The sequence below is a fragment of the Streptomyces sp. NPDC044921 genome (assembly GCF_056432865.1).
In genome coordinates, this window is the sequence record NZ_JBWKIF010000001.1 from 35,271 (window position 1) to 60,403 (window position 25,133).

The following is a 25,133-nucleotide window of genomic DNA, read 5'->3' on the forward strand; positions in this document are numbered from 1 at the left end:
GGCTCAGGTCTCCGTCCGGTACATCAGGTCCACCTCGTGCGTCGTGAACCCCAGCCGCTCGTACACCGACACCGCCGCCTTGTTGTCGGCGTCGACGTACAGCATCGCGGTCGGCAGCCCCCGCGCCGCCAGGTGCCGCAGCCCGATCGTGGTGAGGGACGTGCCGAGACCGCCGCCCTGCGCGCCGGGGGCGACCCCGACGACGTACACCTCGCCCAGTCCCTCCTCGGCGTGCACCTTCGTCCAGTGGAAGCCGACGAGTTCCTCGCCGCGGAAGGCGAGGAAGAAGCCCGCCGGGTCGAACCACGGCTCGGCCTTGCGGTCGTCGAGGTCGCGCTGGGTCAGGGAGCCCTGCTCGGGGTGGTGGGCGAAGGCGGCGGCGTTGACGGCGAGCCAGGCCGCGTCGTCGCGGCCGGGTTCGAAGGTGCGGACGGTGACGCCCTCCGGCAGCACCGGCTCGGGCGCGTCGAAGCCGGTCAACGGGCGGCGCATCTGGCGCAGTTCCCGGAACAGCGTCAGGCCCAGGACCTGGGCGAGGTGCCGGGCCGCGGAGTGCCCGCCGTGCGCCCACACCCGCAGCCGCTTGCCGGAGGCCGCGAGCAGTGCCGCGCCGAGCGCCCGCCCGTGCCCGTGCCCGCGGTGCGCGGGGTGCACGACCAGCTCGGCGGCCGGCGGCTCCACCTCGTCCGTGTCCTCCAGCTGGGCATAACCGACGAGTTCCCCGCCGGCGGTGAGCAGCAGATGGGACACGCCCGCCCGCTCGCCGCCGCGCAACTGCAACCGGCCCTGTTCGGACACCGCCTGCTGCCCGTCGGTCCGGGCGGCCTCGGCGAGCAGTCCGAGCACGGCCTCGGTCTGCTCCGCGGAGAGCGCGGCAAGGGTCTCGATCGAGCGGGGGCGGCCGGGCCGTACGGTGTCGTCGCTGGTCATGCGTACGAGGGTACGGGGCGCCACCGGCAAATCGGTGGCAAAGAAGCAACCAGGTCGTAACCCGGAAAGGCCTGTCGCGCTACGCGCGTTGACTCTAGGCTGCGCCGGACGACGTCACTGTCCCAGCAGACCCACAGGGGGGCGTATGCCAGCCACTACACCGGCGCATCCGGAGCGCCGGAGACGCCGTACGAACCGTTTCCTCGCTCTCGTCGCCGGAGTCGTCACCGTCGGCGCGCTGGCCGCCGCGGCGCTGCCCGGGGCGGCGACCGCGGACGAGGACCGGCGCACGGGCGGGCACTGGCCCGGCCGTTACCAGGACGTGCAGCTGCTGTCCTTCAACGACCTGCACGGCAACCTGGAACCGCCGGCGGGTTCCTCCGGCCGTGTCACCGAGCACCAGCACGACGGCACGACGAAGACCATCGACGCGGGCGGCGTCGAGTACCTCGCCACGCACCTGCGCCAGGCCCGCAAGGGCGAGAAGTACTCCATCACCGCGGCCGGCGGCGACATGGTCGGCGCCTCCCCGCTGCTCTCCGGGCTCTTCCACGACGAGCCCACCATCGAGGCGCTGAACAAGCTCGACCTCGACGTCACCTCCGTCGGCAACCACGAGTTCGACGAGGGCGCCAAGGAGCTGGCCCGGCTGCAGAACGGCGGCTGCCACCCGAAGGACGGCTGCTACACGGACGAGGAGTTCGAGGGCGCCGACTTCCCCTACCTGGCCGCCAACGTCCTCGACGAGAAGACGAAGAAGCCGATCCTCAAGCCCTACTGGGTGTGGAAGAAGAACGGCGTCAAGGTCGGCTTCATCGGCGTGACCCTGGAGGGCACCCCGGACATCGTCTCCGCCGAGGGCGTCAAGGGCCTGTCCTTCAAGGACGAGGTCGAGACCATCGACAAGTACGCCAGGGAGCTGGAGCGCAAGGGCGTGAAGTCGATCGTCGCGCTCGTCCACGAGGGCGGCTTCCCGGCGTCGGCGTCGTACAACTACGACTGCGACTCCCCGGGCGCGGGCGACGGCATATCCGGCCCGATCGTCGACATCGCCAAGAACGTCACGCCGCAGGTGGACGCGCTGGTCACCGGCCACACGCACAGCGCCTACGTGTGCAGCATCGCCGACCCGTCGGGCAAGCCCCGCATGGTCACCTCGGCCGCGTCCTTCGGTCGCCTCTACACCGACACCACGCTGACCTACGACCGCAGGACCGGCGACATCGCCCGTACGGCGGTGAAGTCCGCCAACCGCGTGGTCACCCGGGACGTCCCCAAGGCGCCCGACATGACCGAGCTGATCAGCAAGTGGAACGCGCTGGCCGCGCCCATCGGCAACCGGCCCATCGGCTACATCTCCGGCGACATCGGCAACACCGGCACCGAGTCCCCGCTCGGCGACCTCATCGCCGACGCGCAGCTCGCGCACGGCAGGCAGCTCGACCCGGAGACGGACCTGGCGCTGATGAACCCGGGCGGCATCCGCGCCCCGCTGACCTACGCGGCCAAGGCCGGTGAGGGCGACGGCGTCGTCACCTACGCCGAGGGCTTCACGGTCCAGCCGTTCGCCAACACCGTGAACCTCCAGGACTTCACGGGCGCGCAGCTGATCCAGGCGCTCAAGGAGCAGGTGTCCGGCGCCAACGCGGCGGCCCCGAAGATCCTCCAGGTCTCCTCCGGTCTGACGTACACGCTGGATCTCACCAAGTCCGGTGCGGACCGGGTGGTCACCGACAGCATCAGGCTGAACGGCGCGGCCATCGACCCGGCGGCCACCTACCGCGTCGCGACGAACAGCTTCCTCGCGGGCGGCGGCGACGGCTTCCCCACGCTCGGCCAGGGCACGAACGACGTCGTCGGCGCCGACGACCTGACCGCGCTGGAGCAGTACCTGACGGCCAACTCCTCGGCGTCGCACCCAATCGCGCCGCCGAAGGCGGACCGGATCACCGTGGTGAAGTAGGTCGCATACCCGGGGTCGGGGCTGCGGGCAGGGGCGGGACGCGTGGTAGAGAGCCCGCGACGGGAGCCTGATGGTGGCCCTTCCGGGTTCGGCGGCGATGGTCAGCCGAACCCGGAAGGGAGTCGTCAGGACGCCGAGGGCGTCCACCCCGCGAGCCAGTCCCCGACCTCCTGGTCGGCGGCCTGCGCGTCGCTCAGGTGAGGTCGGTCGGTGCTCGCCGGGCCCGCGCCGGGGCCGTGGTTGCCGTACTCGGCGAACCGGTCGTCCTTCCAGGAGAAGCCGCTCATGTCGGTCCAGGGCGCGGACTTGACCGCGGCGCTGAGGTTGGTGTTGCGGACGGTGGTCTGCGGGTCGAGCGAGGCGTCCCCGCCCGCGTGCCAGGGCCGGCCGAGGTGGAAGCTGCCGGCCGAGACGTCCCCGTTCACCGTGGAGTTGGCGATCAGGATGCCCCTGCGGTTCGCGGCGGTGCTCGGCGCGGTCACGTACCCGGCGGAGGTGCCGTCCCAGCGCTTCTTCAGCGTGATGACGGACTTGTCGACGACGGCCGTGGCCCGGCCGAAGATGAAGTCGACGTTCCCGATGACGTAGCTGTTGCTCATGTAGACCCGGCCCAGCCGGTCCTTGGCGGCGGTGTCGAGCAGCAGCGTGTCCTGATCGCCGCTGACGATGATCCCGTCCAGGAACACCTTGTCCGCCGCCGTCCGCAGTGCCACGGCCTGGTGCCCGTTCAGGCCCTGGTTGGCCTTCTCGTCGAAGTCGTTGGAGATGGTCAGGTTCCGCGCCTGGAAGTCGTCGGCCTCGACGGCGACGGTGGCGCTGCCGCCGGTGCCGTACGTACCGCCGCCGGGCTTGGGCGAGCCGGAGGCGTTGCCGTAGACGATCGTCGTGTCCTTGCGGCTGCCGCCCGTGCCCTGGATGGTGACGTGCGGCTTGCCGGCCGGCACCTTCACCGGCTCCCGGTACGTGCCCGGCTTCACGGCGATGACGACACGGGAGGGGTTGTTGGCGGGCACGGCGTTCACGGCGGCCTGGACGGACGTGTACTGGCCACTGCCGTCCTTGGCGACGGTGAGGGTCGTCGCGGCGGCGGCCTTGGTGGAGGCGGCGGCGGTCGTGCCGATCGTGGCGCGGGGCCCGGCGCCTGCCTTGAGGACCGACGGCAGGTCGGCGGCCTGGTCGAGGGTGTACGGGTAGAAGGCCTTCGGATCGAAGGCGGTCCCGCCGCTCTCGTTGCGCCCGCTGGTCCCGGAGAAGACACTGCCGCGCTGCACGACGGCGGCGCCGCCGTCCTTGATGACGGGATTCCGTACGCCCTGGAAGTAGGAGTTCTCCAGCACCATCTTCGTCGCGCCGCGCGCGTAGTTCCCGTACGACGAGCTGATGCTCGTGCCCGGCGCGTCCTCCAGCCAGTTGTTGTAGAGGTGTGCGTGGGCGGCGTTGTCGGCCGACGGGTTGCGCTGCTCGGTCTCGCGGATCCAGTTGTGGTGGACCGTGATGTCGGTCCTGACGTTCTCGGTCCAGCCGATGCCGAAGGTCTTGTTGTTGTCGCTCAGCCTGTTCCAGGACACGGTGACGTTCGTGCTGTCCTTGCGGACGTCGATGAGCCCGTCGGCCATGTGCCGCAGGTCGTTGTGGTCGATCCAGACGTGGTGGGCGCCGTCCATCTGGATCGCGTCGAAGTCGTGGTCCTTGTCGTTCCAGACGCCCTGGTACGCGTCCCGGATGGTCAGGTTCCGGATGATCACGTTGTGCACGCCCTGGCCGAGGAAGAACCCGCCGCCGACGATGTGCCCGGAGGCCCCCTGCCCCACGATGGTCTTGTCGGACCGGACCTTGATCTCCTTGCCGACGGGACTCATGGTGATGGTCCCGGCGACGACGATCACGTACGGCTCGGTGGCGGTGGCGTACTTCTCCAGCTCGGCCTGCGTCTTCACCGTGACGGTCTGGCCGTCCCGGCCGCCGTAGGTCCCGTTCTGCCCGAGGGAGTTGACGGAGGCGAACCCGTCTGCGGTGTCCGAGGCCCAGGAGGGGGCGGCGGCGGAAGCGCGCGCCTGGGTGCCCGGGGCGACCCCGTAGGCGAGGGCACCGGCGGCGGTGAGCGCCAGGGGTATCCCGGCGGCGAGGGCGGTACGGCGCCTGCGGTGACGTGCTCCGCGGGGCTGCGGTGGCCGAGGGGACAGCTCACTCATGCGGCGATCCGTTCTGCTGGTGGGGGGACGGGGCGCGGTGCGGGTGGTTCGGTGGGGAGTCGCCGCGGTCGGGGCGAAGGTTGCCGCGTTCGCCACGCTCCCGGCATGCTCGGCTTGCCCTAGACGCGCTCGCCCCGGCTCACCGCGACGCGGAGTGTGTCACCCAGCGACTCCACGGCCCTGGCCAGCGCGAAACGGACGGCGTGCTCGCCGGCCCCGGGGTCGTCGAGCACGGCCCGTGCGCCGTGCAGCACCGACTCGGCGTCGGCCAGCTGCCCGGCCTCGATGTCGTCGGCGAGCCGGGACAGCGGGCTGTGCGGATCGTCGGTGCTGAGGTAACACGGCTTGCCGTCGGCACCGGTCCAGGGGAGCAGCCTCATGCGGAGACCTCCAGGGCGGAGAGGTAGGGGCGTACGAGGCGGGTGTCCATGACGAGGGGCTCTTCGACGAGGTGACGTCGCCCGGGCGGCGGGGGATGAGCGACGGCCAGGACCGGCCCGGCGGCCCGGTGCCGCCCCCGGGCGGGGAGCAGGAGCCGTACGAGGGCGAGCAGCAGGGACTCGCAGAGTTCGGCGATACGCAGGCGCACGGGGGCGTCCCTTCTCAGGGCAGGGGCAAAGGGGGTCTGACGAGCGGAGATCACCGTTCGTGCCCTCATGGTCACCGAATGCCCTTACGCTGCGGAAGGGGCCAGGTGTTGCCTGGCCGCTCAGGCAACGGGGAGGGGTGACGTGGAGCGGGTTGTTGACTCGGGGCGGACTGTTCTCGGGAGCGCCCTCCGGGTTCTCCGTGAGAAGGCGGGCAAGTCCTTGGGCCAGCTGGCCGACGAGACTGGCTACGACAAGAGCTATCTGAGTCGCCTGGAGACCGGCGAACGGCTGTCCAAGGCAGCGGTCATGGAGGATCTCGACAGCTACTACGGGTCCGGTGACCTGCTGGTCAGCCTCTGGCGGATCGCGAGGTACGACGCCTTCAAGGACAAGTACAAGGAGTTCATGCGGCTCGAGGCGACAGCGCGGATCATGCACAAGTACGCGCCGGGCGTCCCAGGACTGCTGCAGACCGAGGACTTCGCCCGTGAGGTGTTGTCTGACGCCGAGACAACGGATGCCGAAGCGATCGAGGAACAGGTGGCCGCCCGCCTGGGAAGGCAGTTGCTGTTGAGCAGGGGCCCGCTTCCGAGTGTCCGTTTCATCATCGACGAGTTGGCCTTTCGGCGGCCCTCGGCCGGTGCGGAGACCTGGGTGTGTCAGGTGCAGCATCTCGAGACCGTGGCTCAGTGGACCAACGTCGTCGTGCAAGTGCTGCCGTTCTCCGTGGGCGTCCACGAGCTCATGGGAAGGGGCTCGTTGACCCTGTTGTGGCAGCGGGACGGAAGCGCCGTCGCCTATACCGAGGGCGACAGCGGCGGCCTGTTGATGGGCGATCCAGAGGACGTCATGCGACACATCTTGTCCTACGATCGGCTGCGAGACCTGGCACTCTCACCGCCGGACTCGCTGACGTTCATCAGGGACGTACTGGAGGAGCTCAGATCGTGAAGCAGACCTCTGACTTCGGCACTGCCGTCTGGCGCAAGTCCACCTACAGCGACGGCGGAGACAACAACTGCCTCGAAATCGCCGACCACTACCCGGACACGGTCCCGGTCCGTGACAGCAAGGTCCCTCACGGTCCGATACTCGTGTTCGGCGCCAGCCCTTGGGCGTCGTTCCTTGAGGGCGTCAAGGCCCTGCGGGCCTGAAAGGAGCCTGTGACCGCGGTGGGAGATCTCAGCGACGCGAAGTGGCGCAAGTCCTCCTACAGCGACGGCGGCGCCAGCAACTGCCTCGAAGTCGCCGACCACTACCCGGACACGGTCCCGGTCCGTGACAGCAAGGTCCCTCACGGTCCGATACTCGTGTTCGGCACGAGCCCCTGGGCGGCGTTCCTCGCGTTCGTCAGGGAGTAGGTGCCGGGGTCTCCGGGGGAGGGACCGACGCCCCCGGTAGCCGGATCGTCGCCACCGTGCCGCCGTCCTCCGCGGGGGAGAGGGACACCTCCCCGCCTGCCTGCTGGACCGTGCGGGCCACGATCGACAGGCCCAGGCCCGAGCCCGGCAGGGCACGCGCGCTCGGGGAGCGCCAGAAGCGGTCGAAGACGTGGGGGAGTTCGTCGGCGGGGATGCCGGGGCCGTGGTCGCGGACCGTGAGCGTGCCGTCGGCCAGGCACACCTCGATCGTGCCGCCCTCCGGGCTGAACTTCACCGCGTTGTCCAGGATGTTCACCACCGCCCGTTCCAGCGCGGACGGCTCCGCGCGGACGAACCAGGGCTCCACGTCCGCCGTGATCGTCAGTTCCGGGCCGCGCAGCCGGGCCCGCCGCAGCGCCGCGTTCACGGTGTCGTGCCAGGCGACGATCTGGGTCCGGCCGGAGTGCTGGCCCGTGTCCGGGCGGGACAGTTCCTGCAAGTCCCCGATGAGCGCGGCCAGTTCCGTCATCTGGGCCTTCACCGAGGCCAGGAGCGCCTTGCGGTCCGCCTCCGGGATGGGACGGCCCGTCTCCTCGCTGCGGGTGAGGAGCTCGATGTTGGTGCGCAGGGAGGTGAGCGGCGTACGGAGCTCGTGGCCGGCGTCCGCGATGAGCTGCTGCTGGAGCTCCCGGGAGCTGGCCAGGGCTGACGTCATGGAGTTGAAGGAGCGGGACAGGCGGGCCACCTCGTCGTCGCTGTCCTCGTCCAGTGGGATGCGGACGTCCAGGTCCTCCGTGCGGGCCACGTGCTCGACCGCTTCCGTCAGCCGGTCGACCGGCCGCAGCCCCGCCCTGGCCACCGTCAGGCCGGCCGCCCCGGCGCCCACCACCCCGATGCCCGACACCAGCAGCAGTATCAGCGCCAGTTCGTTGAGCGTGGACTCCGTGCTCTTGAGGGGGACCGCGATGACCAGCGCGTAGTCGACGGCCACTCCCTTGTCGTAGGGGCCGTCCTTGACGATGACCGCCGTGGTCAGCACCCGCACCGAGTTGCCGTCGCTGTCCCTGCCGTTGCGCAGCCGGGCCGTCCTGGGGTCGGGGTCGCGCGCCACGGCCTTGTCGGCGTCCGTGACCTTCACCTGCGGCATCAGGTTGCTGAACAGGCAGACCCTGCCGTCGACCCGCACCAGCTGCGCGTACGTCTGCGGGCGGGGAGCACCGCCGAGCGTGCTGGACGGCGTCTGGGGGCACGCCTTGACCAGCGCCTCGAAGTCGTCCTGCTGGATGGTCCGGTAGGACGATTTCAGGTCCCCGTCCACCTGGTCGTAGAGCTTCCCCTGCACGATGAACCAGCACGTCACCGACACCGCCGCCACCGCGAACGCCACCGCCGCCGCCACCAGCAGCGCCAGGCGCGAGCGGATCGGCAGCGAACGGAGGCGGCGGACGAGCCTGTTCACTCGGCGCCGCCCTGCCGCAGCACGTAGCCGACCCCGCGCACCGTGTGGACCAGGCGCGGCTCGCCGCCCGCCTCGGTCTTGCGGCGCAGGTACATGACGTAGACGTCCAGGGAGTTGGAGCTCGGCTCGAAGTCGAAGCCCCATACCGCCTTGAGGATCTGCTCCCGCGTGAGCACCTGGCGCGGGTGCGCCATGAACATCTCCAGGAGCGTGAACTCCGTGCGCGTCAGCTCCACCGGGCGGCCGCCCCGCGTGACCTCCCGGGTGGACAGGTCCATGCGCAGGTCGGCGAAGGTGAGCACGTCCTCGTCGGCCCCGTCGCCCGCGCCCACGGCCGCCGCGTAGGAGCTGCGGCGCAGCAGGGCGCGGATGCGGGCGAAGAGTTCGTCGAGTTCGAAGGGCTTGACCAGGTAGTCGTCGGCGCCCGCGTCGAGGCCGGTGACCCGGTCGCCGACCGTGTCGCGGGCGGTGAGCATGAGGATCGGTGTGGTGTCGCCGCCGGCCCGGATGCGGCGCGCCGCCGTCAGGCCGTCCATGCGCGGCATCTGGATGTCGAGGACGACCAGGTCGGGGCGGTAGGCCGCCGTCTTCTCCAGGGCGTCCGCGCCGTCGACCGCGACCTCCGTGCCGTACCCCTCGAAGGCGAGGCTGCGCTGGAGTGCTTCGCGTACCGCCGGCTCGTCGTCGACGATGAGGATGCGCTGGGGGTCACGGTCGCCGTCTGCGGGGCTCATGGGTCCGGGGTCCTCGGGTGTGATGGGGACGGGGGTGCTCTGACGCTCTCAGCGTCGCACGCCGCGGGGGAGTGCCGGCAGGAGCGTCAGCCCCGTACCGCGCGGCGCCGGGCCGGTGCCGGCCCGCCCGTGCGCCGGGCCGCCCCGGCCGGCAGCTCCGGTGCCCGGCCGGTGGGGACGTGCAGGGCGTACGCCACCGCCAGTGCCAGTCCGGTCTCCGCCGGGTCCCCGCCCGGCTCCGTGTGGGTCACCTGCTGGATCATCGCCGCGCTCCTCGGACGCTCGCCGCCCGTACTCAGTCGGTCGCCCCGGCCCGCAGCTTCGCGAGGTCGGCCTTGACGGTGTTGATCGGGATGGCGAAGCCCAGGCCCACGCTGCCCGCCGCGGAGGACGAGGAGGCGCTGCCCGCCGGCGAGTACATCGCGGAGTTGATGCCGATGACGTTGCCGTTCATGTCGATGAGCGCGCCGCCGGAGTTGCCGGGGTTGAGGGACGCGTCGGTCTGCAGCGCCTTGTACGTGGTGGTGTCGTCGCCGGTGTCGCCGTTGAACTGCCGCCCGCCGAACTCGAACGGCCACCCGTCCTCCGGCTGCCCCTGCTGCTGCCCCTGGTCCGCCTCGGTCGGGACCGTCACGTCACGGTCGAGCGCCGAGATGATGCCGCTGGTGACCGTGCCGGACAGGCCCTCGGGCGAGCCGATCGCGACGACCTGGTCGCCGACCCGGAGGCCGGAGGAGTCGCCGAGCGTGGCGGCCTTCAGGCCGGAGGCGTTCTCCAGCTTGATCAGCGCGAGGTCCTTCCTGCTGTCGGTGCCGACGACCTTCGCGGTGTAGGACCTGCCGTCGCTGGTCGTGACCTTGATCTGTGAGGCACCGGAGATCACGTGGTTGTTGGTGACGATCTCGCCGTCGCCGGTGATGATCACGCCGGAGCCGGTGGAGGACCCGGCGTTGGACTGGGCGCTGATCTCGACGATGCTGGGACTGACCGCCTTCGCGACCCCGGCGACCGTGCCCTTCTGGCCGGCGGGCACCACGGTGGTGCTGGTGGAGCTGGAGGCGACCGTGTCGTTGCCGGTCAGTTCCTGGATGCCGTAGGCGGTGCCGCCGCCTATCGCCGCCGCGACGATCGCCACGGCGGCGATCAGGGCCACGGGGCCGCGGCCGCGCTTCTTCTGGTGCGGAGCGTGCGCCGGGGTGTACGCCGGCGGGGGCGGCCACTCGGGGTTCACCGGGGCCTGCTGCTGACCCTCGTGCGGGTGCTCGTACTCGCCACTGCGGTGGAAGCTCTCGGTCATGGCAACGAGCTTGTCGCCCGACCATGAGAGCTTCCTGAGTGCTCGCTGAGAAGCCCGACAGAACCTCGTATGCCCGATATGAAGACGCCCCGGCGGGGGAGGCCCGGCCGGCTACGGGCAGCCGCAGGACTGGCGTACCACCAGCCGGGACGGGAACACCTTCAGCCGCTCGCGCCTGGCCCCCGCGACCCGCAGCCCGTCGTCCAGGACGAGGTCCACCGCGGCCCGGGCCATCGCCGAGCGGTCGGAGGCGATGGTCGTCAGGGGCGGGTCGGCGAGCGCCGCCTCCTTGATGTCGTCGAAGCCGGCCACCGCCAGCTCGCCGGGCACGTCGATGCGCAGCTCGCGCGCCGCCCGGAGCAGGCCGATCGCCTGGTCGTCGGTGGAGCAGAAGATCGCCGGCGGCCGCTCGGGTCCCGAGAGGATCTTCAGGGCGGCCTGGTAGGCGTCGTAGCGGTTGTAGAGGGCCTCGAAGAGGCGGCCCTCCGTGGAGATGCCGGCCTCGTCCATCGCGCGGCGCCAGCCCTCGACGTGGTCGGAGACCGGGTCGCCGACCGCGGGCGTCTCGGCTATGCCGCCCATACAGGCGACGTACTCGTAGCCGTGCTCCAGCAGGTGCCGGACGGCCAGCTCGGCACCGCCCAGGTCGTCCGTGGTGACGGCGACGTCGTCGATGGCCTCGGGGCGCTCGTGCAGCAGCACCACCCGGGCGTCCCAGGCCTCGATCTCGGCGGCGGCCAGGTCGTTGAGCGCGTGGCTGACCAGGATCAGCCCGGAGACCCGCATGCCGAGGAACGCCCGCAGGTAGTGGACCTCGCGCTCGCCCACGTAGTCCGTGTTGCCGACGAGGACCATCTTCCCGCGCTCGGAGGCGGCCTGCTCGACCGCGTGCGCCATCTCCCCGAAGAAGGGCTGGCGGGCGTCGGGGATGATCAGGCCTATGAGGTCCGTGCGCCGGGAGGCCATCGCCTGGGCGACCCGGTCCGGCCGGTACCCCAGTTCCTTGATCGCGGCGAGGACACGCTCGCGCGTGGCCGGGGCGACCGGCCGGGGTCCGTTGTTGATGACATAGCTGACCACGGCAGTGGAGGTCCCTGCCAGCCGCGCCACATCATCCCGAGTCACCTTGGCCACGCGCGGAGTCTACGCGGATATACCCGGTCCGGGCAGGGCGTAAAGGAGGTTCCGTACGATATCCCGACTGCCGTCCGGGGCGCCCCGGTGCGAAGAGGGATGCCCAGGTCGGCGACGGGATACGCCTCCTACGCCTGGGCGCGCACCTCGGCGGCGTCCAGGGCGGCCGGCTCGTCCGTCTTGCCCGGCTTTGCCGTGGCCGCCTTGGCCTTCGCCTCCTCGGCGGCGCGCTCCACCTTCTCCGGCGTAACGAATCGATAACCCACGTTCCGGACGGTGCCGATCAGCGACTCGTGCTCGGGGCCGAGCTTGGCGCGCAGCCGCCGTACGTGCACGTCGACCGTGCGCGTACCGCCGAAGTAGTCGTAGCCCCACACCTCCTGCAGCAGCTGGGCGCGCGTGAAGACGCGGCCGGGGTGCTGCGCGAGGTACTTCAGCAGCTCGAACTCCTTGAAGGTCAGGTCCAGGACCCGGCCCTTGAGCTTGGCGGAGTAGGTCGCCTCGTCGACCGACAGGTCGCCGTTGCGGATCTCCATCGGGGAGTCGTCGCCGCCGATCTGCTGCCGTCCCATGGCCAGCCGCAGGCGCGCCTCGACCTCCGCGGGCCCGGCGGTGTCGAGCAGGACGTCGTCGATGCCCCAGTCCGCGGTGACGGCCGCGAGGCCGCCCTCGGTGACGACGAGGATCAGCGGGCAGCCCGGCCCGGTGGAGCGCAGCAGCTGGCACAGGCTGCGCACCTGCGGGAGGTCGCGCCGGCCGTCGACCAGGATCACGTCGGCACCGGGGGTGTCGACCAGGGCGGGGCCCTCGGCGGGGGCCACGCGCACGTTGTGCAGGAGCAGTCCGAGGGCGGGGAGCACCTCCGTCGACGGCTGGAGGGCGTTGGTCAGGAGCAGCAGAGAACTCATACGTCTGGTTCCTCCTCGGTCCCTGCGAGGACGTTTGTTGGCACAGCACTGCTCTGCGATCCCGAAGGCCCCGTACACCTGCGGTTTCCCGCTTCGTATACAACGCTTCCGAAAGCACAAAAGGACCCGGGGGCTTCGCTGCCCGAGTCCTCTGCCCAGCAGAATAGCCCACATGAGCTCTGGTCCGGCAGGTCATGTGGCACGTTCCACCGATCGTCCGCACTCCGAGACGGCCGGCGGGACGGCCGCTCGGGTGCCGGTGAGGACGTTCCTGCGCACGTCCGACGGCGTGCCGATCGACGCCGTATACGAACCGGGCACGGCCGCGCGCGACGCCGTGGGGACACCCGGCGCTCACCCGGTGTTCGTCGTCGCCCACGGCTTCACCGGAGCCGTGGACCGCCCGCACGTGCGGCGCATCGCCCGGGCGTTCGCCCGGCACGGCGCGGTGGTCACCTTCTCGTTCCGCGGGCACGGGATGTCCGGCGGGCGCTCCACGGTCGGTGACCGGGAGGTGCTCGACCTGGCGGCGGCGGTGGAGTGGGCCCGGGAGCGCGGGCACGCGCGCGTGGTGACGGTCGGCTTCTCCATGGGCGGCTCGGTGGTGCTGCGGCACGCGGCACTGCACCCGGGGCGTACGGACGCGGTCGTCTCGGTGAGCGCGCCGGCCCGCTGGTACTACCGGGGGACCGCGCCGATGCGGCGGCTGCACTGGCTGGTGACGCGGCCCGAGGGGCGGGTGCTGGGCCGGTACGGCTTCCGCACCCGCATCCACCACCGCGACTGGGACCCGGTCCCGCTCTCCCCGGTGGAGGCGGTGCCGCGGATCGCCCCCACCCCGCTGCTCATCGTGCACGGCGACGCCGACGGCTACTTTCCCGTCGACCATCCCCGGATGCTGGCCGCCGCCGCCGGTGACCAGGGCGAACTGTGGCTGGAGCCGGGCATGGGGCACGCCGAGCACGCGGCGGGCGACGGGCTGCTGGCCCGGATCGGGGAGTGGGGCGCCGGCCGGGCGGGCTAGCCTGACGGGGTTCACCGTCGGGTGAGCCCGTTGTGAGTCCCGAGTGAGGAAGCAGATGCCAGAGGTCACGGTCCGCTACTGGGCCGCCGCCAAGGCCGCGGCCGGGGTGGCCGAGGAGGCGTACGAGGCGGCCACGCTCGCCGAGGCGCTCGCCGGGGTGCGCGAGCGGCATCCCGGCGAACTGGAGCGCGTGCTGCGGCGGTGCTCGTTCCTCGTGGACGGTGATCCCGTGGGCACCCGCGCCCATGAGACGGTACGGCTGGCCGACGGCGGCACGGTCGAGGTACTCCCGCCGTTCGCAGGAGGGTGAGCGATGACCAACCAGCCGTATGACGGTTACCAGGGCGGTTACGACGGCCGCGGCGGTTACGACGGCCAGGGCGTCTACGACGGCCGCGGCCATGACGCCCCGTACGGGCAGCAGCAGCCGCAGGCACCGCAGCAGCCGCAGGGGTGGCCCGGGCAGGGGCAGGGGCAGTACGGGTACGAGGACCCGTACGCCGCGCAGCAGTACACCCAGCAGTGGCAGGGGCAGACCTGGGAGACGCAGACGCAGCAGCCGGTCTCCGCGCCGGCCGCCGCGGAGACGGCGTACCTGCCGCCGGTGGGACACGCGCCCGCGGCACCGGCCCCCGCGCCGGATCCCGCCGAGGCGACCGGCCCCGCTCCCGGGTACGGTCCCGCCACCGTCGGCGGGAACAAGCGGATGACCGACGCCCAGCGGGCCCGGGCGGAGGGGCGGTCGCCGATCATCGAGCCCGGGATGCAGCCGGCCGCGCTGACCGCGCTGCTCGGGCTGCTGCTGGCCGGTGCGGCGGCGGCCGGGACGTACGCGCTGCTCGTGCCGCTGGTCGCGCTCCAGGCCGTCACGGCGGCGGGATGGTTCCGGCTGAACGGCATGTGGCCCGCGCGGCAGGGCATCGCGCTGGGGTTCGCCGGGGCGCTGGCCGCGGACGCGGCGCTGCTGGCGTCGGGGCGGTCGCCGTCGGCGATCCTCGGGACGCTGGGCGTGTGGGTGCTGCTCGCGCTGGTCCTGCAACTGCGGTCGCACGCGGACCCGGACGAGCGGATGTACGGCCTGATGGCGACGGTCGCGGCGTCGGCGCTGGCGATCGTGGCGGGCGGGTACCTCGCGGCGGAGGCCGACGCGGTGACGGTGGGCGCGGTGGCCGTGGCGTTCGCGGTCCTGGCGCGTGCGCTGCCGATGCCGACGGCGGCGTCGGTCGTGGTGGCGCTCCTCGCGGGTGCGGGCGGTGGCGTGGCGGCCGGATGGCTGACGGGACTGGGCACGTCGGGCGCCCTGCTGGGCGTGGGCGCGGCGGGGTGCGCCCTGATCGGGCACCGGGTCGCCAGCTACGACTACCCGTCGCGCTTCGTGCACTTCACGGCGGGCGTGGCCCTGCCGCTGGCCGCCGCGGCGCCGGTCGTCTACGTGCTGGGGCGCGCCCTGGGCTAGGGCCTGTCAGACAGGCCTTAGCGCGTCGTCGCCCGCAGCACGCGCCCCGGGTCCCCGCACGGCGGCCCCGGGCCGGGCCTGTCACAGATGATCGACAAACCCCGGGCCCGCGGCCCGCGCGGAGTTACCCTCACCCCATCAGGGACGGCCACACCCGGTCGTCGGGGACCGCTGTCGCACAACGACTGGGTGAGGGACGACACCGCATGCGAGCACTGCGAATACTGCTGATCTTCGTCGTCGTACTGGGCGGGCTCTTCGTCATCGCCGACCGGCTCGCCGTGAACTTCGCCGAGGGCGAGGTCGCCGACCGCCTGCGGACCACCGAGAACCTCGCCACCACGCCCGACGTGTCCATCAAGGGCTTCCCGTTCCTGACCCAGGTCGCCGGCGGTTCCCTGGACGACGTCGAGGTCGGCATCGAGAACTACGAGGCCGCCGCGGGCGACGGCGGCCGGAAGATCCGCATCGACGACCTCCGGGCCGACATGAGGGGCGTCGAGTTCTCCGGCGACTACAGCTCCGCCACCGCCACGTCGGCCACCGGCACCGCGACCATCGCCTACGACGAGCTGCTGAAGACGGCGAAGTCGGAGCCCACCCAGGTCGCCCCGGGCGTCACGGCCAACGTCGTCGGCCTCTCCGACGGCGGCAACGGCAAGATCAAGGTCACCGTCGAGGCCACCGTCCTCGGCACCAAGCTGCCCGAGCCCGTCTCCGTGCTCAGCACCGTGACCGTGGTCGACGGCGACACCGTGCGGGTGAAGGCCGACGGGCTGCCCAGGTTCGCCGGGGTCGACCTCGCCGAGAACCGGGTCCGCACCATCACCGACTTCCAGCAGCGGATCGACGGCCTGCCCGGCGGCATCAAGCTGGACAGGGTGCGGGCCGCCCCCGACGGCGTCGAGATCACGGTGAAGGGTTCCGACGTCCGGCTGGCCGGGTAGGACGGACACGGGCCGGGACCAGGTCTGTCCGGTGGGCGAGACGGCGGAGTCCGCAGCGTAGATGTGACGGCGGTCGCAGCGGGGCGGAGGGCCTGCGGGACGGGGGCCGAAGGGTTTCCCATCCCGGTATACGGACCATCGTGTCTCAATATGCGACACACCGGTGACACGCCCGCCCGACCGTCCCTACGATCGACGGCATGAAGCGACAGGCGGACCTCACGAAGCGGCGGGCAGTAGACCTGTGCCGCGTCGCCGCCATGCTCTGTCGCACCTTCTGAGCGACCGCGCCGGCCCGTGTCCCGGCGCGCGCATCCCCGCCGCCCTGCACGCCAGGGCACCCGTGTGCCGCCCTCGTCATGGGCGCGCCTCGCAGAACCCGCACGCCCCGCCGCAACTGCCCCGGAGGAGAAAGAGCATGAGCCGCAGCGACGTCCTGGTCGACGCCGACTGGCTCCAGGAGCACCTGGACGACCCGACCATCGCCATCGTCGAGGTGGACGAGGACACGTCCGCCTACGAGAAGAACCACATCCGGAACGCGATCCGCATCGACTGGACCAAGGACCTCCAGGACCCGGTCCGCCGCGACTTCGTCGACCAGGAGGGCTTCGAGAAGCTCCTGTCGGAGAAGGGCATCGCCAACGACCACACCGTGGTCCTCTACGGCGGCAACAACAACTGGTTCGCCTCGTACGCGTACTGGTACTTCAAGCTCTACGGCCACGAGAACGTCAAGCTCCTCGACGGCGGCCGCAAGAAGTGGGAGCTCGACGCCCGCGAGCTGGTCCCCGGCGACGAGGTGCCGGAGCGTCCGAAGACGGACTACAAGGCCAAGGCCCAGGACACGTCCATCCGCGCCTTCCGCGACGACGTCGTCGCCGCCATCGGTTCGCAGAACCTGGTCGACGTGCGCTCGCCCGACGAGTTCTCCGGCAAGCTCCTCGCCCCGGCCCACCTGCCGCAGGAGCAGTCGCAGCGCCCGGGCCACGTGCCCAGCGCCCGCAACATCCCGTGGTCCAAGAACGCCAACGACGACGGCACCTTCAAGTCGGACGAGGAGCTCAAGGCCCTCTACGCGGAGGAGAACGTCGACCTGGCGAAGGACACCATCGCCTACTGCCGCATCGGTGAGCGCTCCGCGCTGACCTGGTTCGTCCTGCACGAGCTGCTCGGCGTCCAGAACGTCAAGAACTACGACGGCTCCTGGACCGAGTACGGCTCCCTCGTGGGCGTGCCGATCGAGCTCGGCGCCGGCAAGTAAGCGACCCCGACCGACCTCTCCCGACCCCTTCAGGAGTACGACATGTGTGGTGCGAAGGCCGGCGGCCCCGACGCCTCGACGATCAAGCCCGGTGAGACCACCATCCAGGGCCAGGTGACCAAGGACGGCGAGCCCGTGGTGGGCTACGTCCGCCTGCTGGACTCGACCGGCGAGTTCACGGCCGAGGTGCCGACCTCGGCGACCGGACAGTTCCGCTTCTACGCGGCCGAGGGCACCTGGACCGTCCGTGCCCTCGTGCCCGGCGCCACCGCCGACCGCACGGTCGTCGCCCAGCAGGGCGGACTGGCGGAGGTCGCGATCGCCGTCTGACGGCGACCGGTTCTCGAAGGGCCGCACCCACCGGGTTGGACGCCTGGGGTGCGGCCCTCCGGCCTGCCCGGACCTACGCTGGAGGTATGTACGCGCGGCGACGGCACCGGTACTTCGCCCTGATGGGCCTGTGCGTCGGCCTGTTCGTCCTGGCCTGGTCCGTGGTGCGGCTGTGGTCGGTCCCCGTGGCCGTCGGGATGTGCGTGGTCGCCATGGTCATCCCGCCCGTGGCGGCCATGGTCGCCAACCGGCGGGGCCCGGACGACCGCTGGTGGGACGACCCCTCCGGAGACCCTCAGTCCGACGAGTGGTGGGACGAGCTGGACGGCAGGAAGCGCCCGTGAGGGGAGTCCCGCCGGACGCCCGGGGTATCCCGCCTGCATGAGGCTGACGGAGACGGTGCTGGACGCACCCGACGCACGGGAACTCGCGGACTTCTACTTACGGCTGCTGCCCGGCTGGGGCGTGTGGCGCGACGACGGCGACCCCGACTGGGTGCGCATCCGGCCGCCCGGCGGCGGCGCGGGCCTGGCCTTCCAGACCGAGACCGCCTACGTGCCGCCCGTCTGGCCGGGCCGCCCGGACCGGCAGCGGATGATGGTCCACCTGGACATCGAGGTCGACGACCTGGAGCGGGAGACCGCGCGGGCCCTGGCCGTGGGGGCACGGATCCCCGGCTTCCAGCCGCAGGAGAACGTCCGGGTGCTGCTGGACCCGGCGGGCCACCCCTTCTGCCTCTACACCGAGCCGACCCCGCCGTCCGCGGAGTCTCAGTAGACGAGGGCCTGCGTCCCGTCGGCCAGCGCCTCCTGCACGAAGACCTGGGCGCCCGCGATGCGCACGCCCTCAATGACGTCCTTCTCCGTGATCTCGCGCCGGGCCGCGCACTGCGTGCACAGGGTGACGCGGCCGGCCGCGAGGATCGAGTCCAGCAGGTCGGGCAGGGGCGCCGCGTGCGGCAGCTCGAACTCGGCGGCGCGGCCGGGCAGCGCGAACCAGGCGGACTCGCCGGTCAGCCACAGGGAGACCTCGACGCCGCTCGCCACGGCCACCGCCGCGACCGTGAACGCCTGGGAACACCGCTCGGGGGCGTCCGCCCCGGCCGTCACCTTGATCACCAGCTTCTTCGCCATAGCCGGAATCGTAGTGCGCAGGGGGCCCGCGTAAGCTGGGGCCGGCCCTGTGCTTACATCCGCACCCCGCTCAAGGAGCACCCCGTGGAGCTTTTCTTCGAAATCCTGTTGGTCCTGGTCGCCGTCGGCGTCCTCGCGTTCGCCGGACTGACCGTGAAGAAGCTGTACCAGGGCCAGCGCTGACCCACGTCTAGGAAGTTCTGATGATCGAGATCCCGTCCGACCTCCACAAGGACCTCGTCCCGCTCGCCTTCCTGCTCGGGAACTGGGCGGGCGCCGGTGTGCACGACTTCCCCGGCTCGGAGAAGTGCAACTTCGGGCAGGAGGTCGCCTTCACCCACGACGGCCGGGACTTCCTGGAGTACCGGTCCCACACGTGGGTGCTGGACAACGACGGCAACAAGGTCCGCCCGCTGGAGTCCGAGCACGGCTACTGGCGGATCGACGCCGAGCGCAAGGTCGAGGTCACGATGACCCGCGACGACGGCGTCATCGAGATCTGGTACGGCGAGCTGGCGGACAAGAAGCCGCAGATCGACCTCGTGACGGACGCGGTCGCCCGCACGGCCGCCTCGCAGCCCTACACCGGCGGCAAGCGGCTGTACGGCTACGTCAAGAGCGACCTGATGTGGGTCGGCGAGAAGCAGACCCCCGACGTCGAGCTGCGCCCCTACATGTCGGCCCACCTGAAGAAGGTCGTCACGCCGGAGGAGGTCGAGCGCTGGGCCAAGGCCCTGCCCGACGACATGCCGGACGACGGCATCGCCTTCTTCAAGTAGTCCTAGACTCGTCCGTGTGGTGAGCACCGACTGGAAGAGCGATCTGCGGCAGCGCGGCTACCGGCTGACCCCGCAGCGGCAACTCGTGCTCGAAGCCGTGGACACCCTGGAACACGCGACCCCCGACGACATCCTCGTGGAAGTGAGGAAGACGGCGTCGGGGGTCAACATTTCCACGGTGTACCGGACGCTGGAGCTCCTGGAGGAGCTCGGCCTGGTCAGCCACGCGCACCTGGGGCACGGGGCGCCGACGTACCACCTCGCGGACCGGCACCACCACATCCACCTGGTGTGCCGGGACTGCCAGAGCGTGATCGAGGCGGACGTCTCCGTGGCCGCCGAGTTCACGGCCAAGCTGCGCGAGACCTTCGGGTTCGACACGGACATGAAGCACTTCGCGATCTTCGGCCGGTGCCGCGACTGCACGCTCAAGGCTTCAACTACCGAGTCGTAGGCTTGGGGATATGAAGAGCCCTCTGCTGACCCTGCCCGGTGCCGTCCCCGCCGAGGGCGTGGACGAAGGCGTCGCCGCCCACTACGGCGATCTGTTCCGTGAACAGCGCGCCCTCGCCGACGGTGCCGGCTTCGTGGACCTCTCCCACCGCGGGGTCGTCACCGTCACCGGCGAGGACCGGCTGGCCTGGCTGCACCTGCTGCTCACCCAGCACGTCAGCGAGCTCCCGCCGGGCCGGGCCACCGAGGCGCTGATCCTCTCCGCGAACGGCCACATCGAGCACGCCCTGTACCTCGTCGACGACGGGGAGACGGTCTGGGCCCACGTCGAGCCGGGCACCCAGGAGGCGCTGATCGCCTACCTGGAGTCGATGAAGTTCTTCTACCGGGTCGAGGTCGCCGACCGGACCGCGGACATCGCGGTCGTCCACCTCCCGGCCGGTTCCATCGCCGAGGTCCCCGAGTCCGCCGTCGTCCGGCAGACCCCGCACGGCCGGGACCTGTTCCTGCCGCGCGCCGACCTGGAGGCGTACGCCGCGCAGGCCGGGCCGCCCGCCGGGATCCTCGCCTACGAGGCGCTGCGCGTGGAGCAGCACCGGCCCCGGCTCGGCTTCGAGACCGACCACCGCACCATCCCGCACGAGCTGGGCTGGATCGCCTCGGCGGTGCACCTGCAGAAGGGCTGCTACCGCGGCCAGGAGACGGTCGCCCGGGTGCAGAACCTGGGCAAGCCGCCGCGCCGCCTGGTCTTCCTGCACCTGGACGGCAGTGAGGTCCACCTGCCGGTGGCCGGGACCGAGCTGCGGCTCGCGCAGGACGGCCCGGACGGACGGAAGATCGGCTTCATCACGACCTCCGCACGCCACCACGAGCTGGGCCCGGTCGCCCTCGCCCTGGTGAAGCGGAACGTGGCCGTGGACGCTCCGCTGGTCGCCGGTGACACGGCCGCGGCCCAGGAAGTCGTCGTCGAGCCGTAGGACTTGTAGACCTTTCGGGTCAGATTTCGATCAGCACGGTGAACGGGCCGTCGTTCGTCAGTGATACACGCATCGCCGCTCCGAAACGGCCCGTGGCCACCGTCGCGCCGAGCGAGCGCAGCTGGGCGACCACCTCGTCCACCAGCGGCTCGGCGACGTCGCCCGGGGCGGCCGCGTTCCAGGTGGGGCGGCGGCCCTTGCGGGCGTCTCCGTAGAGGGTGAACTGGCTGATCACCAGCAGCGGGGCGTCGGCATCACTGCAGGACTTCTCCCCGTGGAGCATGCGGATCGACCAGAGTTTGCGGGCCAGCTGGGCCGCCTTCTCCTTGGTGTCCTCGTGGGTCACGCCGACGAGCACGCACAGCCCCTCGCCCTCGATCGACCCCACCGTCTCGCCGTCCACGACGACGCTCGCGCCGTCCACCCTCTGCACCACAGCTCGCATGTGTCCATCATGCCGGGAGGTGACGTCAGTGCCGTGACCGGTGCGCGCATGGCCCGAAAGGGTGGTTTGCGCCGGGCGCCAACTGCCAGCGCTGGACCGTATTTTGCTGCTTAACCGCCCATCTGGGGTCTATCGGGGGCACTCGTTCCCATAGCGGCCACTTGGGGTGGCACGATGCATTCACACACCGGTCGAGGGGACGGTTGAGGCACATGAGCACATCGAGCACCGGGCAGCACCCGGGGGGTGTCCGGTCGGCATACACGGGGATCGGGACGTCGGAGTACCACCGGCCGCCCACCCAGCGCACGGACAGCCCGCGGCTGCCCTCGGACCCTCCCGGGCCGGGTCTGGCCGCGCTGAGCCTGCCCGAACTGCGCGCGCTGCGCCGTGCGGCCCAGCGTGACGAGGCCGACCTCAGCTACCTGCGGCGGCTGCTGCAGGGGCGCATCGACATCCTGCGCGCCGAGCTGGCGCGGCGTTCCCCCGCGGAGGCGTCCGCCGCCGCGGTCCCCGGGGAGGTGTCCGTCGTGGAGCGGCTGGCGGAGATCCTGCGCGACGCCCCGGCCCGGCACCGCTCCTCCGCCCGGCACGTGACCCTGGGCACGCCGCAGGGCGAGGAGTTCCGGCGGCTGGCCGCCGAGATGCTCGCCGAGGTCGAGCTGTCCGACCTGGACGCGCGCACGGACCTGGAGCTGCAGACGGGGATCGGGCGGCTGGTGCGCCACGAGCAGCAGGTCTCCCGGCGCCGGCAGCGGCTGCAGCGCACGGCCGACGAGTGCAGCGCGGAGATCGCGCGCCGCTACCGCGAGGGTGAGGCGCAGGTCGACGACCTGCTGGTCTGAGCCGCCCCGAGGGGCCCGGGGAGAGGCCGGTCGGATATTGCCGCGACACCCGGCCGGCCCTCCTCCTAGCGTGAGCCCATGACCTCTGCCACACGTGCCGACGGCATCGACGTACGCCCCGTCGACGAAGCCGGGTTCGCCGACTGGCTGCGCGCCGTGAACACCGGCTTCCTGCGGGTGCCCGCCCTGTCCGAGGAGGAGATCGAGGGCCGCCGTGAGCGCTTCGTCCCGGGCCGCTACCTCGGAGCCTTCGACGGCGGCCGGTGCGTGGCGACCTTCCGCTCCTTCGACCAGGAACTCACGGCGGTGGGCGGGGCGCGGGTCGCGGCCGACGCCGTCTCGGGCGTCACCGTCCACGCCACCCACCGCCGCCGGGGGCTGCTCAGCCGGATGATGGCGCGGGACCTGGCCGCCGCGAAGGACCGGGGGGACGTCGTCGCGACGCTGGTCGCCGCCGAGTACCCGATCTACGGCCGCTACGGCTTCGGCCCGGCGACGTGGACGGCCGAGTGGACGGTCGACGTGCCGCGCGCCGGTCTCGACGCCCGCTGGGCCGGCCCTCCGGACGGCGGGCGGATCGACCTGGTGGACGGCGAGGAGGTCCGCAAGCTCGGCCCCGACCTGCACGAGCGGCTGTGCCGGGGCATGCCCGGCGCCATCGACCGCGACACGCTGTGGTGGAAGTGGAACACCGGCGCCGTACGGGTCGACCCGTCCTGGAAGGACCCCTTCCACGCCGTGTACCGGTCGGCGTCCGGCGAGGTCGAGGGCATGGCCGCCTACGACGTGGACGACAACTGGGGCGACGCCAAGCAGCCGTTGAACACGGCCACGGTGCGCTGGCTGACCGGTGTCACGCCGGCCGCGGAGCGCGCCCTGTGGCAGTACCTGTGCTCGATCGACTGGGTGGTGCGGGTCAAGAGCGGCTGGCGGGCCCCCGACGACCTGCTTCCCCACCTCCTGCCCGATCCGCGGGCGGCCGCGATCACGTCCCTGGCGGACTGGCTGTGGGTGCGGATCCTGGACGTCGTACGGGCGCTGGAGGCGCGGACGTACGAGGGGGAGGGGACGCTGGTGCTGGAGGTGGCCGGCGTGGACGGGCTGACCGGCGGGCGCTACCGGCTGGAGGCCTCGCCCGGCGGGGCCTCGTGCGCGCCGACCACCGAGAGCGCGGACCTGGCGCTCGGACTGGGGGGTCTGGGGGCGCTGTGGCTCGGGGACGAGTCGGCGGTGCGGCTCGCGGCGCTCGGGCGGGTGCGGGAAGAACGAGCGGGCGCCGCCCGGAAGGCCGACGCCCTGCTGCGCACGCCCAGGCGGCCGTGGTGCCCGGACCTGTTCTGAGCCGCTCCCTTCTGCCGGTGGACAGGGACCCGCATCCGTAGCGAGCTGTTCGGTTGTGGTGGTCGTGCGACGGGGCTCCCGGCTCCCCTCCGGAAGGGAGCCCCCGACCGGACTGGCCAACCCCCTGAAGGTCGGACCATGTCGGGCAAGTTGGTGACCAACTTCTCTGTACTTATCTCCGCTTGGAAGCGTCTCATAACCACCCTCCGCTGAACTGCCCCAAGATGGCGGGAAGTTGTAGCGTTGACGTGTGGACCCCGAACACGCCTCCGCCGGAGGACGCAAGCGGTCACAGCGGCCACGGAGAACACATCACGAGGTGGCCGACGAGCTGCGCGCCCGGATCAGGTCAGGGACGCTGCGGCCGGGGCAACGCATGCCCACCCAGGCCCAGCTGGCCCACGAGTTCGGTGTCGAGCGCGGTGCCGTGCGCCAGGCGCTGCGCATCCTGCAGGCCGAGCGGCTGCTGACCGACGTCTCCAAGGGCAGCCCGGCGACCGTCGCCGCCGACCCGGCCGGGGCGCTGACCGGCCCGGAAGCACCACCGCTGCCGACGACGGTGGCGCTCGCGCCCCGGATCGCGGCGGCGTTCGCGGCGGAACACGTGGAGATCGACGCGGTGTGCCTGACGTCCGTCTCCCTCACGCTCGCCATCGGTGAGCCGCTGCGCCAGATCCACGCCGGGCGGCTCGAACCGGCCAAGGTCGACGTCCGGGTGCTGCTGCCGAGCCGGGACATCGACCTGGCCTTCCCGGTGCCGGTCGAAGGGCGCGGCGAGGACCGGGTGCACGAGCGGTGGCTGGCGATGCGCAACGCCCAGGGGCAGGTGCTCCAGCACAACCTGCTGACCCTGCGCGCCACCCACGGCATCGACGTGCGCGTCAAGTTCCGGGCGCTGCCCTTCACCCCGCCGGTGAAGCTGTACCTGCTCAACGGCGCGGAGGCGCTGTTCGCGTACTACACGCTGGCGCGCCGGGAGGCCGAGTTCGACCACGAGCCCCTGCCGATGTACGACGCGCAGGGCACCCGGTCGATGCTGTTCTCCTTCCGGCAGGGCCCCGGCCAGCGTGACACGACGTTCGTGGAGCAGTCGCACCTGTGGTTCAACGCACTGTGGGAGACGATCAGTTCGGAGCTCGTGCTCACGAACTGAGGCCTCCCGCGGTGGTTGGTCGGGGCCGCCGGGGTCACTCAGAGGGCGGGGCCCGTCATCAGCAGCGCCAGGACGACGGCTCCCGCGGAGCTGACGGCCGGGCTCTTGGCCTTGATGCCCACGGTGAGAAGGAGCAGGCCGACGAGGCCGGCCGGGCCGTACTTCCACTGCACGAGCTGCTCGAAGGCGACGACGAAGGCGGCGGAGAGGAGAGCGAGGGCGGGCATCGGATTCCCCCTTCGGGAGCCGGAAGACCGGAAGTCCGGGACTTCGGAAGCAAAACTTCCGCCAACTCCGAGAAGTTGGCAACCAACTCTGATTAAGTTGTCCCCACTTGGTCGTTGGTCATAAACAACTTCCAGGCAACTCCCGCTAGGTGGATCAGAGTTGTAGCGTTCGGTCGTGGCCCAGGAGAACG

32 protein-coding genes are annotated in these 25,133 nt (G+C 71.5%); 19 read left to right on the forward strand and 13 right to left on the reverse strand.

The window, feature by feature from the left end; all coding sequences use genetic code 11:
- Positions 1-3 precede the first annotated feature (3 nt).
- Positions 4-930 (reverse strand): mycothiol synthase, encoded by a 927-nt coding sequence (gene mshD, locus AC07DA_RS00175; protein ID WP_479123096.1) that lies wholly within the window; start codon positions 928-930, stop codon positions 4-6.
- Positions 931-1,075: 145 nt separating this feature from the next.
- Between mshD and AC07DA_RS00180 the strand changes: the two genes are divergently transcribed.
- Entirely contained in the window at positions 1,076-2,893 is a 1,818-nt protein-coding gene (locus AC07DA_RS00180) for a bifunctional metallophosphatase/5'-nucleotidase (protein ID WP_479123098.1), read from the forward strand.
- A 125-nt stretch (positions 2,894-3,018) separates the two neighbouring features.
- On the opposite strand, the gene AC07DA_RS00185 is transcribed toward AC07DA_RS00180, so the two are convergent.
- The 3 genes from AC07DA_RS00185 to AC07DA_RS00195 form a co-directional block, all read right to left on the reverse strand.
- Complete coding sequence (locus AC07DA_RS00185) at positions 3,019-5,085, reverse strand: pectinesterase family protein (protein WP_479123100.1); 2,067 nt, start codon at positions 5,083-5,085, stop codon at positions 3,019-3,021.
- A gap of 119 nt (positions 5,086-5,204) precedes the next feature.
- Positions 5,205-5,465, reverse strand: a complete 261-nt coding sequence (locus AC07DA_RS00190; protein WP_479123102.1) for a hypothetical protein — start codon at positions 5,463-5,465, stop codon at positions 5,205-5,207.
- Positions 5,462-5,674, reverse strand: a complete 213-nt coding sequence (locus AC07DA_RS00195) for a hypothetical protein (protein WP_479123103.1) — start codon at positions 5,672-5,674, stop codon at positions 5,462-5,464. The genes AC07DA_RS00190 and AC07DA_RS00195 overlap by 4 nt, the downstream gene beginning before the upstream one ends.
- Positions 5,675-5,816: 142 nt before the next feature.
- Here AC07DA_RS00195 and AC07DA_RS00200 point away from each other — a divergent pair, with 142 nt between their 5' ends.
- Genes AC07DA_RS00200 through AC07DA_RS00210 form a run of 3 tightly spaced genes read left to right on the forward strand, consistent with a single transcriptional unit; the run spans position 5,817 to position 7,036 of the window.
- A complete protein-coding gene (locus tag AC07DA_RS00200) occupies positions 5,817-6,626 on the forward strand; it encodes a helix-turn-helix domain-containing protein (protein WP_479123105.1) in 810 nt (269 codons plus the stop codon).
- On the forward strand, positions 6,623-6,829 hold the full coding sequence (locus AC07DA_RS00205) for a DUF397 domain-containing protein (RefSeq protein ID WP_479123107.1): 207 nt from the start codon (positions 6,623-6,625) through the stop codon (positions 6,827-6,829). The genes AC07DA_RS00200 and AC07DA_RS00205 overlap by 4 nt, the downstream gene beginning before the upstream one ends.
- A gap of 18 nt (positions 6,830-6,847) precedes the next feature.
- Positions 6,848-7,036 (forward strand): DUF397 domain-containing protein, encoded by a 189-nt coding sequence (locus AC07DA_RS00210; RefSeq protein ID WP_479123109.1) that lies wholly within the window; start codon positions 6,848-6,850, stop codon positions 7,034-7,036.
- On the opposite strand, the gene AC07DA_RS00215 is transcribed toward AC07DA_RS00210, so the two are convergent.
- The 6 genes from AC07DA_RS00215 to AC07DA_RS00240 all read right to left on the reverse strand — a co-directional run bounded on the left by AC07DA_RS00215 (position 7,026) and on the right by AC07DA_RS00240 (position 12,568).
- Complete coding sequence (locus AC07DA_RS00215) at positions 7,026-8,495, reverse strand: sensor histidine kinase (RefSeq protein ID WP_479123111.1); 1,470 nt, start codon at positions 8,493-8,495, stop codon at positions 7,026-7,028. The two genes, AC07DA_RS00210 and AC07DA_RS00215, sit on opposite strands and share 11 nt — an antisense overlap.
- Positions 8,492-9,229 (reverse strand): response regulator transcription factor, encoded by a 738-nt coding sequence (locus AC07DA_RS00220; protein WP_479123113.1) that lies wholly within the window; start codon positions 9,227-9,229, stop codon positions 8,492-8,494. The genes AC07DA_RS00215 and AC07DA_RS00220 overlap by 4 nt, the downstream gene beginning before the upstream one ends.
- 86 nt (positions 9,230-9,315) lie before the next feature.
- Positions 9,316-9,492: a hypothetical protein gene (locus AC07DA_RS00225; protein ID WP_479123115.1), complete on the reverse strand. Its 177-nt coding sequence runs from the start codon at positions 9,490-9,492 to the stop codon at positions 9,316-9,318.
- A gap of 32 nt (positions 9,493-9,524) precedes the next feature.
- Positions 9,525-10,526, reverse strand: a complete 1,002-nt coding sequence (locus tag AC07DA_RS00230; protein WP_479123117.1) for a S1C family serine protease — start codon at positions 10,524-10,526, stop codon at positions 9,525-9,527.
- 111 nt (positions 10,527-10,637) lie between these two features.
- Positions 10,638-11,660, reverse strand: a complete 1,023-nt coding sequence (locus tag AC07DA_RS00235; protein WP_479123119.1) for a LacI family DNA-binding transcriptional regulator — start codon at positions 11,658-11,660, stop codon at positions 10,638-10,640.
- A gap of 128 nt (positions 11,661-11,788) precedes the next feature.
- Positions 11,789-12,568 carry a response regulator transcription factor gene (locus AC07DA_RS00240; RefSeq protein ID WP_479123121.1) on the reverse strand — a complete coding sequence of 260 codons (780 nt, stop codon included), beginning with the start codon at positions 12,566-12,568 and terminating at the stop codon, positions 11,789-11,791.
- A 172-nt stretch (positions 12,569-12,740) separates the two neighbouring features.
- Here AC07DA_RS00240 and AC07DA_RS00245 point away from each other — a divergent pair, with 172 nt between their 5' ends.
- The 9 genes from AC07DA_RS00245 to AC07DA_RS00285 all read left to right on the forward strand — a co-directional run bounded on the left by AC07DA_RS00245 (position 12,741) and on the right by AC07DA_RS00285 (position 18,366).
- Complete coding sequence (locus tag AC07DA_RS00245) at positions 12,741-13,592, forward strand: alpha/beta hydrolase (protein ID WP_479123123.1); 852 nt, start codon at positions 12,741-12,743, stop codon at positions 13,590-13,592.
- A gap of 55 nt (positions 13,593-13,647) precedes the next feature.
- Positions 13,648-13,902, forward strand: coding sequence for a MoaD/ThiS family protein (locus AC07DA_RS00250; RefSeq protein ID WP_479123125.1), 255 nt, complete (start codon positions 13,648-13,650; stop codon positions 13,900-13,902).
- A 3-nt stretch (positions 13,903-13,905) separates the two neighbouring features.
- Entirely contained in the window at positions 13,906-15,048 is a 1,143-nt protein-coding gene (locus AC07DA_RS00255) for a hypothetical protein (protein WP_479123127.1), read from the forward strand.
- Positions 15,049-15,254: 206 nt separating this feature from the next.
- Positions 15,255-15,995: an LmeA family phospholipid-binding protein gene (locus AC07DA_RS00260; protein WP_479123129.1), complete on the forward strand. Its 741-nt coding sequence runs from the start codon at positions 15,255-15,257 to the stop codon at positions 15,993-15,995.
- A 200-nt stretch (positions 15,996-16,195) separates the two neighbouring features.
- On the forward strand, positions 16,196-16,276 hold the full coding sequence (locus AC07DA_RS00265; protein ID WP_350310325.1) for a putative leader peptide: 81 nt from the start codon (positions 16,196-16,198) through the stop codon (positions 16,274-16,276).
- Positions 16,277-16,413: 137 nt separating this feature from the next.
- Positions 16,414-17,259, forward strand: coding sequence for a sulfurtransferase (locus AC07DA_RS00270; protein WP_479123131.1), 846 nt, complete (start codon positions 16,414-16,416; stop codon positions 17,257-17,259).
- 42 nt (positions 17,260-17,301) lie between these two features.
- Positions 17,302-17,589: a DUF1416 domain-containing protein gene (locus AC07DA_RS00275; RefSeq protein WP_003991226.1), complete on the forward strand. Its 288-nt coding sequence runs from the start codon at positions 17,302-17,304 to the stop codon at positions 17,587-17,589.
- 86 nt (positions 17,590-17,675) lie between these two features.
- Positions 17,676-17,933: a DUF3099 domain-containing protein gene (locus tag AC07DA_RS00280; RefSeq protein ID WP_383344743.1), complete on the forward strand. Its 258-nt coding sequence runs from the start codon at positions 17,676-17,678 to the stop codon at positions 17,931-17,933.
- Positions 17,934-17,970: 37 nt separating this feature from the next.
- The gene (locus AC07DA_RS00285; protein WP_479123133.1) at positions 17,971-18,366 is read left to right on the forward strand and encodes a VOC family protein; all 396 of its coding nucleotides are present in this window, start codon (positions 17,971-17,973) and stop codon (positions 18,364-18,366) included.
- Here the strand turns inward: AC07DA_RS00285 and AC07DA_RS00290 are convergent.
- Positions 18,360-18,722, reverse strand: a complete 363-nt coding sequence (locus AC07DA_RS00290) for a DsrE family protein (RefSeq protein ID WP_479123135.1) — start codon at positions 18,720-18,722, stop codon at positions 18,360-18,362. The genes AC07DA_RS00285 and AC07DA_RS00290 overlap by 7 nt on opposite strands.
- A gap of 203 nt (positions 18,723-18,925) precedes the next feature.
- On the opposite strand from AC07DA_RS00290, the gene AC07DA_RS00295 reads away from it, so the two are divergent.
- The 3 genes from AC07DA_RS00295 to ygfZ are packed head-to-tail and all read left to right on the forward strand — an operon-like array spanning position 18,926 to position 20,931.
- Positions 18,926-19,501 (forward strand): heme-binding beta-barrel domain-containing protein, encoded by a 576-nt coding sequence (locus tag AC07DA_RS00295; protein ID WP_479123137.1) that lies wholly within the window; start codon positions 18,926-18,928, stop codon positions 19,499-19,501.
- Positions 19,502-19,517: 16 nt separating this feature from the next.
- The gene (locus AC07DA_RS00300) at positions 19,518-19,955 is read left to right on the forward strand and encodes a Fur family transcriptional regulator (RefSeq protein ID WP_479123139.1); all 438 of its coding nucleotides are present in this window, start codon (positions 19,518-19,520) and stop codon (positions 19,953-19,955) included.
- Between the two features lie 10 nt (positions 19,956-19,965).
- Positions 19,966-20,931: a CAF17-like 4Fe-4S cluster assembly/insertion protein YgfZ gene (gene ygfZ / locus AC07DA_RS00305; RefSeq protein ID WP_479123140.1), complete on the forward strand. Its 966-nt coding sequence runs from the start codon at positions 19,966-19,968 to the stop codon at positions 20,929-20,931.
- A 19-nt stretch (positions 20,932-20,950) separates the two neighbouring features.
- On the opposite strand, the gene dtd is transcribed toward ygfZ, so the two are convergent.
- Entirely contained in the window at positions 20,951-21,376 is a 426-nt protein-coding gene (gene dtd / locus AC07DA_RS00310; RefSeq protein WP_479123142.1) for a D-aminoacyl-tRNA deacylase, read from the reverse strand.
- 212 nt (positions 21,377-21,588) lie between these two features.
- Here dtd and AC07DA_RS00315 point away from each other — a divergent pair, with 212 nt between their 5' ends.
- From AC07DA_RS00315 to AC07DA_RS00325, 3 genes are all read left to right on the forward strand, one after another.
- Positions 21,589-22,221, forward strand: coding sequence for an RsiG family protein (locus AC07DA_RS00315; RefSeq protein WP_479123144.1), 633 nt, complete (start codon positions 21,589-21,591; stop codon positions 22,219-22,221).
- 78 nt (positions 22,222-22,299) lie between these two features.
- A complete protein-coding gene (locus AC07DA_RS00320) occupies positions 22,300-23,562 on the forward strand; it encodes a GNAT family N-acetyltransferase (protein ID WP_479123146.1) in 1,263 nt (420 codons plus the stop codon).
- 250 nt (positions 23,563-23,812) lie between these two features.
- A complete protein-coding gene (locus tag AC07DA_RS00325; RefSeq protein WP_479123147.1) occupies positions 23,813-24,715 on the forward strand; it encodes a FadR/GntR family transcriptional regulator in 903 nt (300 codons plus the stop codon).
- A gap of 38 nt (positions 24,716-24,753) precedes the next feature.
- Here the strand turns inward: AC07DA_RS00325 and AC07DA_RS00330 are convergent, their stop codons facing one another.
- Positions 24,754-24,942 (reverse strand): hypothetical protein, encoded by a 189-nt coding sequence (locus tag AC07DA_RS00330; protein ID WP_479123148.1) that lies wholly within the window; start codon positions 24,940-24,942, stop codon positions 24,754-24,756.
- Between the last annotated feature and the right edge of the window lie 191 nt (positions 24,943-25,133).

Coding starts and splice junctions, on each gene's coding strand:
- AC07DA_RS00240 (WP_479123121.1), bottom strand. CDS start 12,568: ATGAGTTCTCTGCTGCTCCTGACCAACGCCCTCCAGCCGTCGACGGAG.
- AC07DA_RS00180 (WP_479123098.1), top strand. CDS start 1,076: ATGCCAGCCACTACACCGGCGCATCCGGAGCGCCGGAGACGCCGTACG.
- AC07DA_RS00330 (WP_479123148.1), bottom strand. CDS start 24,942: ATGCCCGCCCTCGCTCTCCTCTCCGCCGCCTTCGTCGTCGCCTTCGAG.
- AC07DA_RS00230 (WP_479123117.1), bottom strand. CDS start 10,526: ATGACCGAGAGCTTCCACCGCAGTGGCGAGTACGAGCACCCGCACGAG.
- AC07DA_RS00290 (WP_479123135.1), bottom strand. CDS start 18,722: ATGGCGAAGAAGCTGGTGATCAAGGTGACGGCCGGGGCGGACGCCCCC.
- AC07DA_RS00320 (WP_479123146.1), top strand. CDS start 22,300: ATGACCTCTGCCACACGTGCCGACGGCATCGACGTACGCCCCGTCGAC.
- AC07DA_RS00250 (WP_479123125.1), top strand. CDS start 13,648: ATGCCAGAGGTCACGGTCCGCTACTGGGCCGCCGCCAAGGCCGCGGCC.
- AC07DA_RS00245 (WP_479123123.1), top strand. CDS start 12,741: ATGAGCTCTGGTCCGGCAGGTCATGTGGCACGTTCCACCGATCGTCCG.
- AC07DA_RS00255 (WP_479123127.1), top strand. CDS start 13,906: ATGACCAACCAGCCGTATGACGGTTACCAGGGCGGTTACGACGGCCGC.
- ygfZ (WP_479123140.1), top strand. CDS start 19,966: ATGAAGAGCCCTCTGCTGACCCTGCCCGGTGCCGTCCCCGCCGAGGGC.
- AC07DA_RS00190 (WP_479123102.1), bottom strand. CDS start 5,465: ATGAGGCTGCTCCCCTGGACCGGTGCCGACGGCAAGCCGTGTTACCTC.
- AC07DA_RS00270 (WP_479123131.1), top strand. CDS start 16,414: ATGAGCCGCAGCGACGTCCTGGTCGACGCCGACTGGCTCCAGGAGCAC.
- dtd (WP_479123142.1), bottom strand. CDS start 21,376: ATGCGAGCTGTGGTGCAGAGGGTGGACGGCGCGAGCGTCGTCGTGGAC.
- AC07DA_RS00185 (WP_479123100.1), bottom strand. CDS start 5,085: ATGAGTGAGCTGTCCCCTCGGCCACCGCAGCCCCGCGGAGCACGTCAC.
- mshD (WP_479123096.1), bottom strand. CDS start 930: ATGACCAGCGACGACACCGTACGGCCCGGCCGCCCCCGCTCGATCGAG.
- AC07DA_RS00220 (WP_479123113.1), bottom strand. CDS start 9,229: ATGAGCCCCGCAGACGGCGACCGTGACCCCCAGCGCATCCTCATCGTC.
- AC07DA_RS00315 (WP_479123144.1), top strand. CDS start 21,589: ATGAGCACATCGAGCACCGGGCAGCACCCGGGGGGTGTCCGGTCGGCA.
- AC07DA_RS00285 (WP_479123133.1), top strand. CDS start 17,971: ATGAGGCTGACGGAGACGGTGCTGGACGCACCCGACGCACGGGAACTC.
- AC07DA_RS00265 (WP_350310325.1), top strand. CDS start 16,196: ATGAAGCGACAGGCGGACCTCACGAAGCGGCGGGCAGTAGACCTGTGC.
- AC07DA_RS00275 (WP_003991226.1), top strand. CDS start 17,302: ATGTGTGGTGCGAAGGCCGGCGGCCCCGACGCCTCGACGATCAAGCCC.
- AC07DA_RS00280 (WP_383344743.1), top strand. CDS start 17,676: ATGTACGCGCGGCGACGGCACCGGTACTTCGCCCTGATGGGCCTGTGC.
- AC07DA_RS00225 (WP_479123115.1), bottom strand. CDS start 9,492: ATGATCCAGCAGGTGACCCACACGGAGCCGGGCGGGGACCCGGCGGAG.
- AC07DA_RS00295 (WP_479123137.1), top strand. CDS start 18,926: ATGATCGAGATCCCGTCCGACCTCCACAAGGACCTCGTCCCGCTCGCC.
- AC07DA_RS00260 (WP_479123129.1), top strand. CDS start 15,255: ATGCGAGCACTGCGAATACTGCTGATCTTCGTCGTCGTACTGGGCGGG.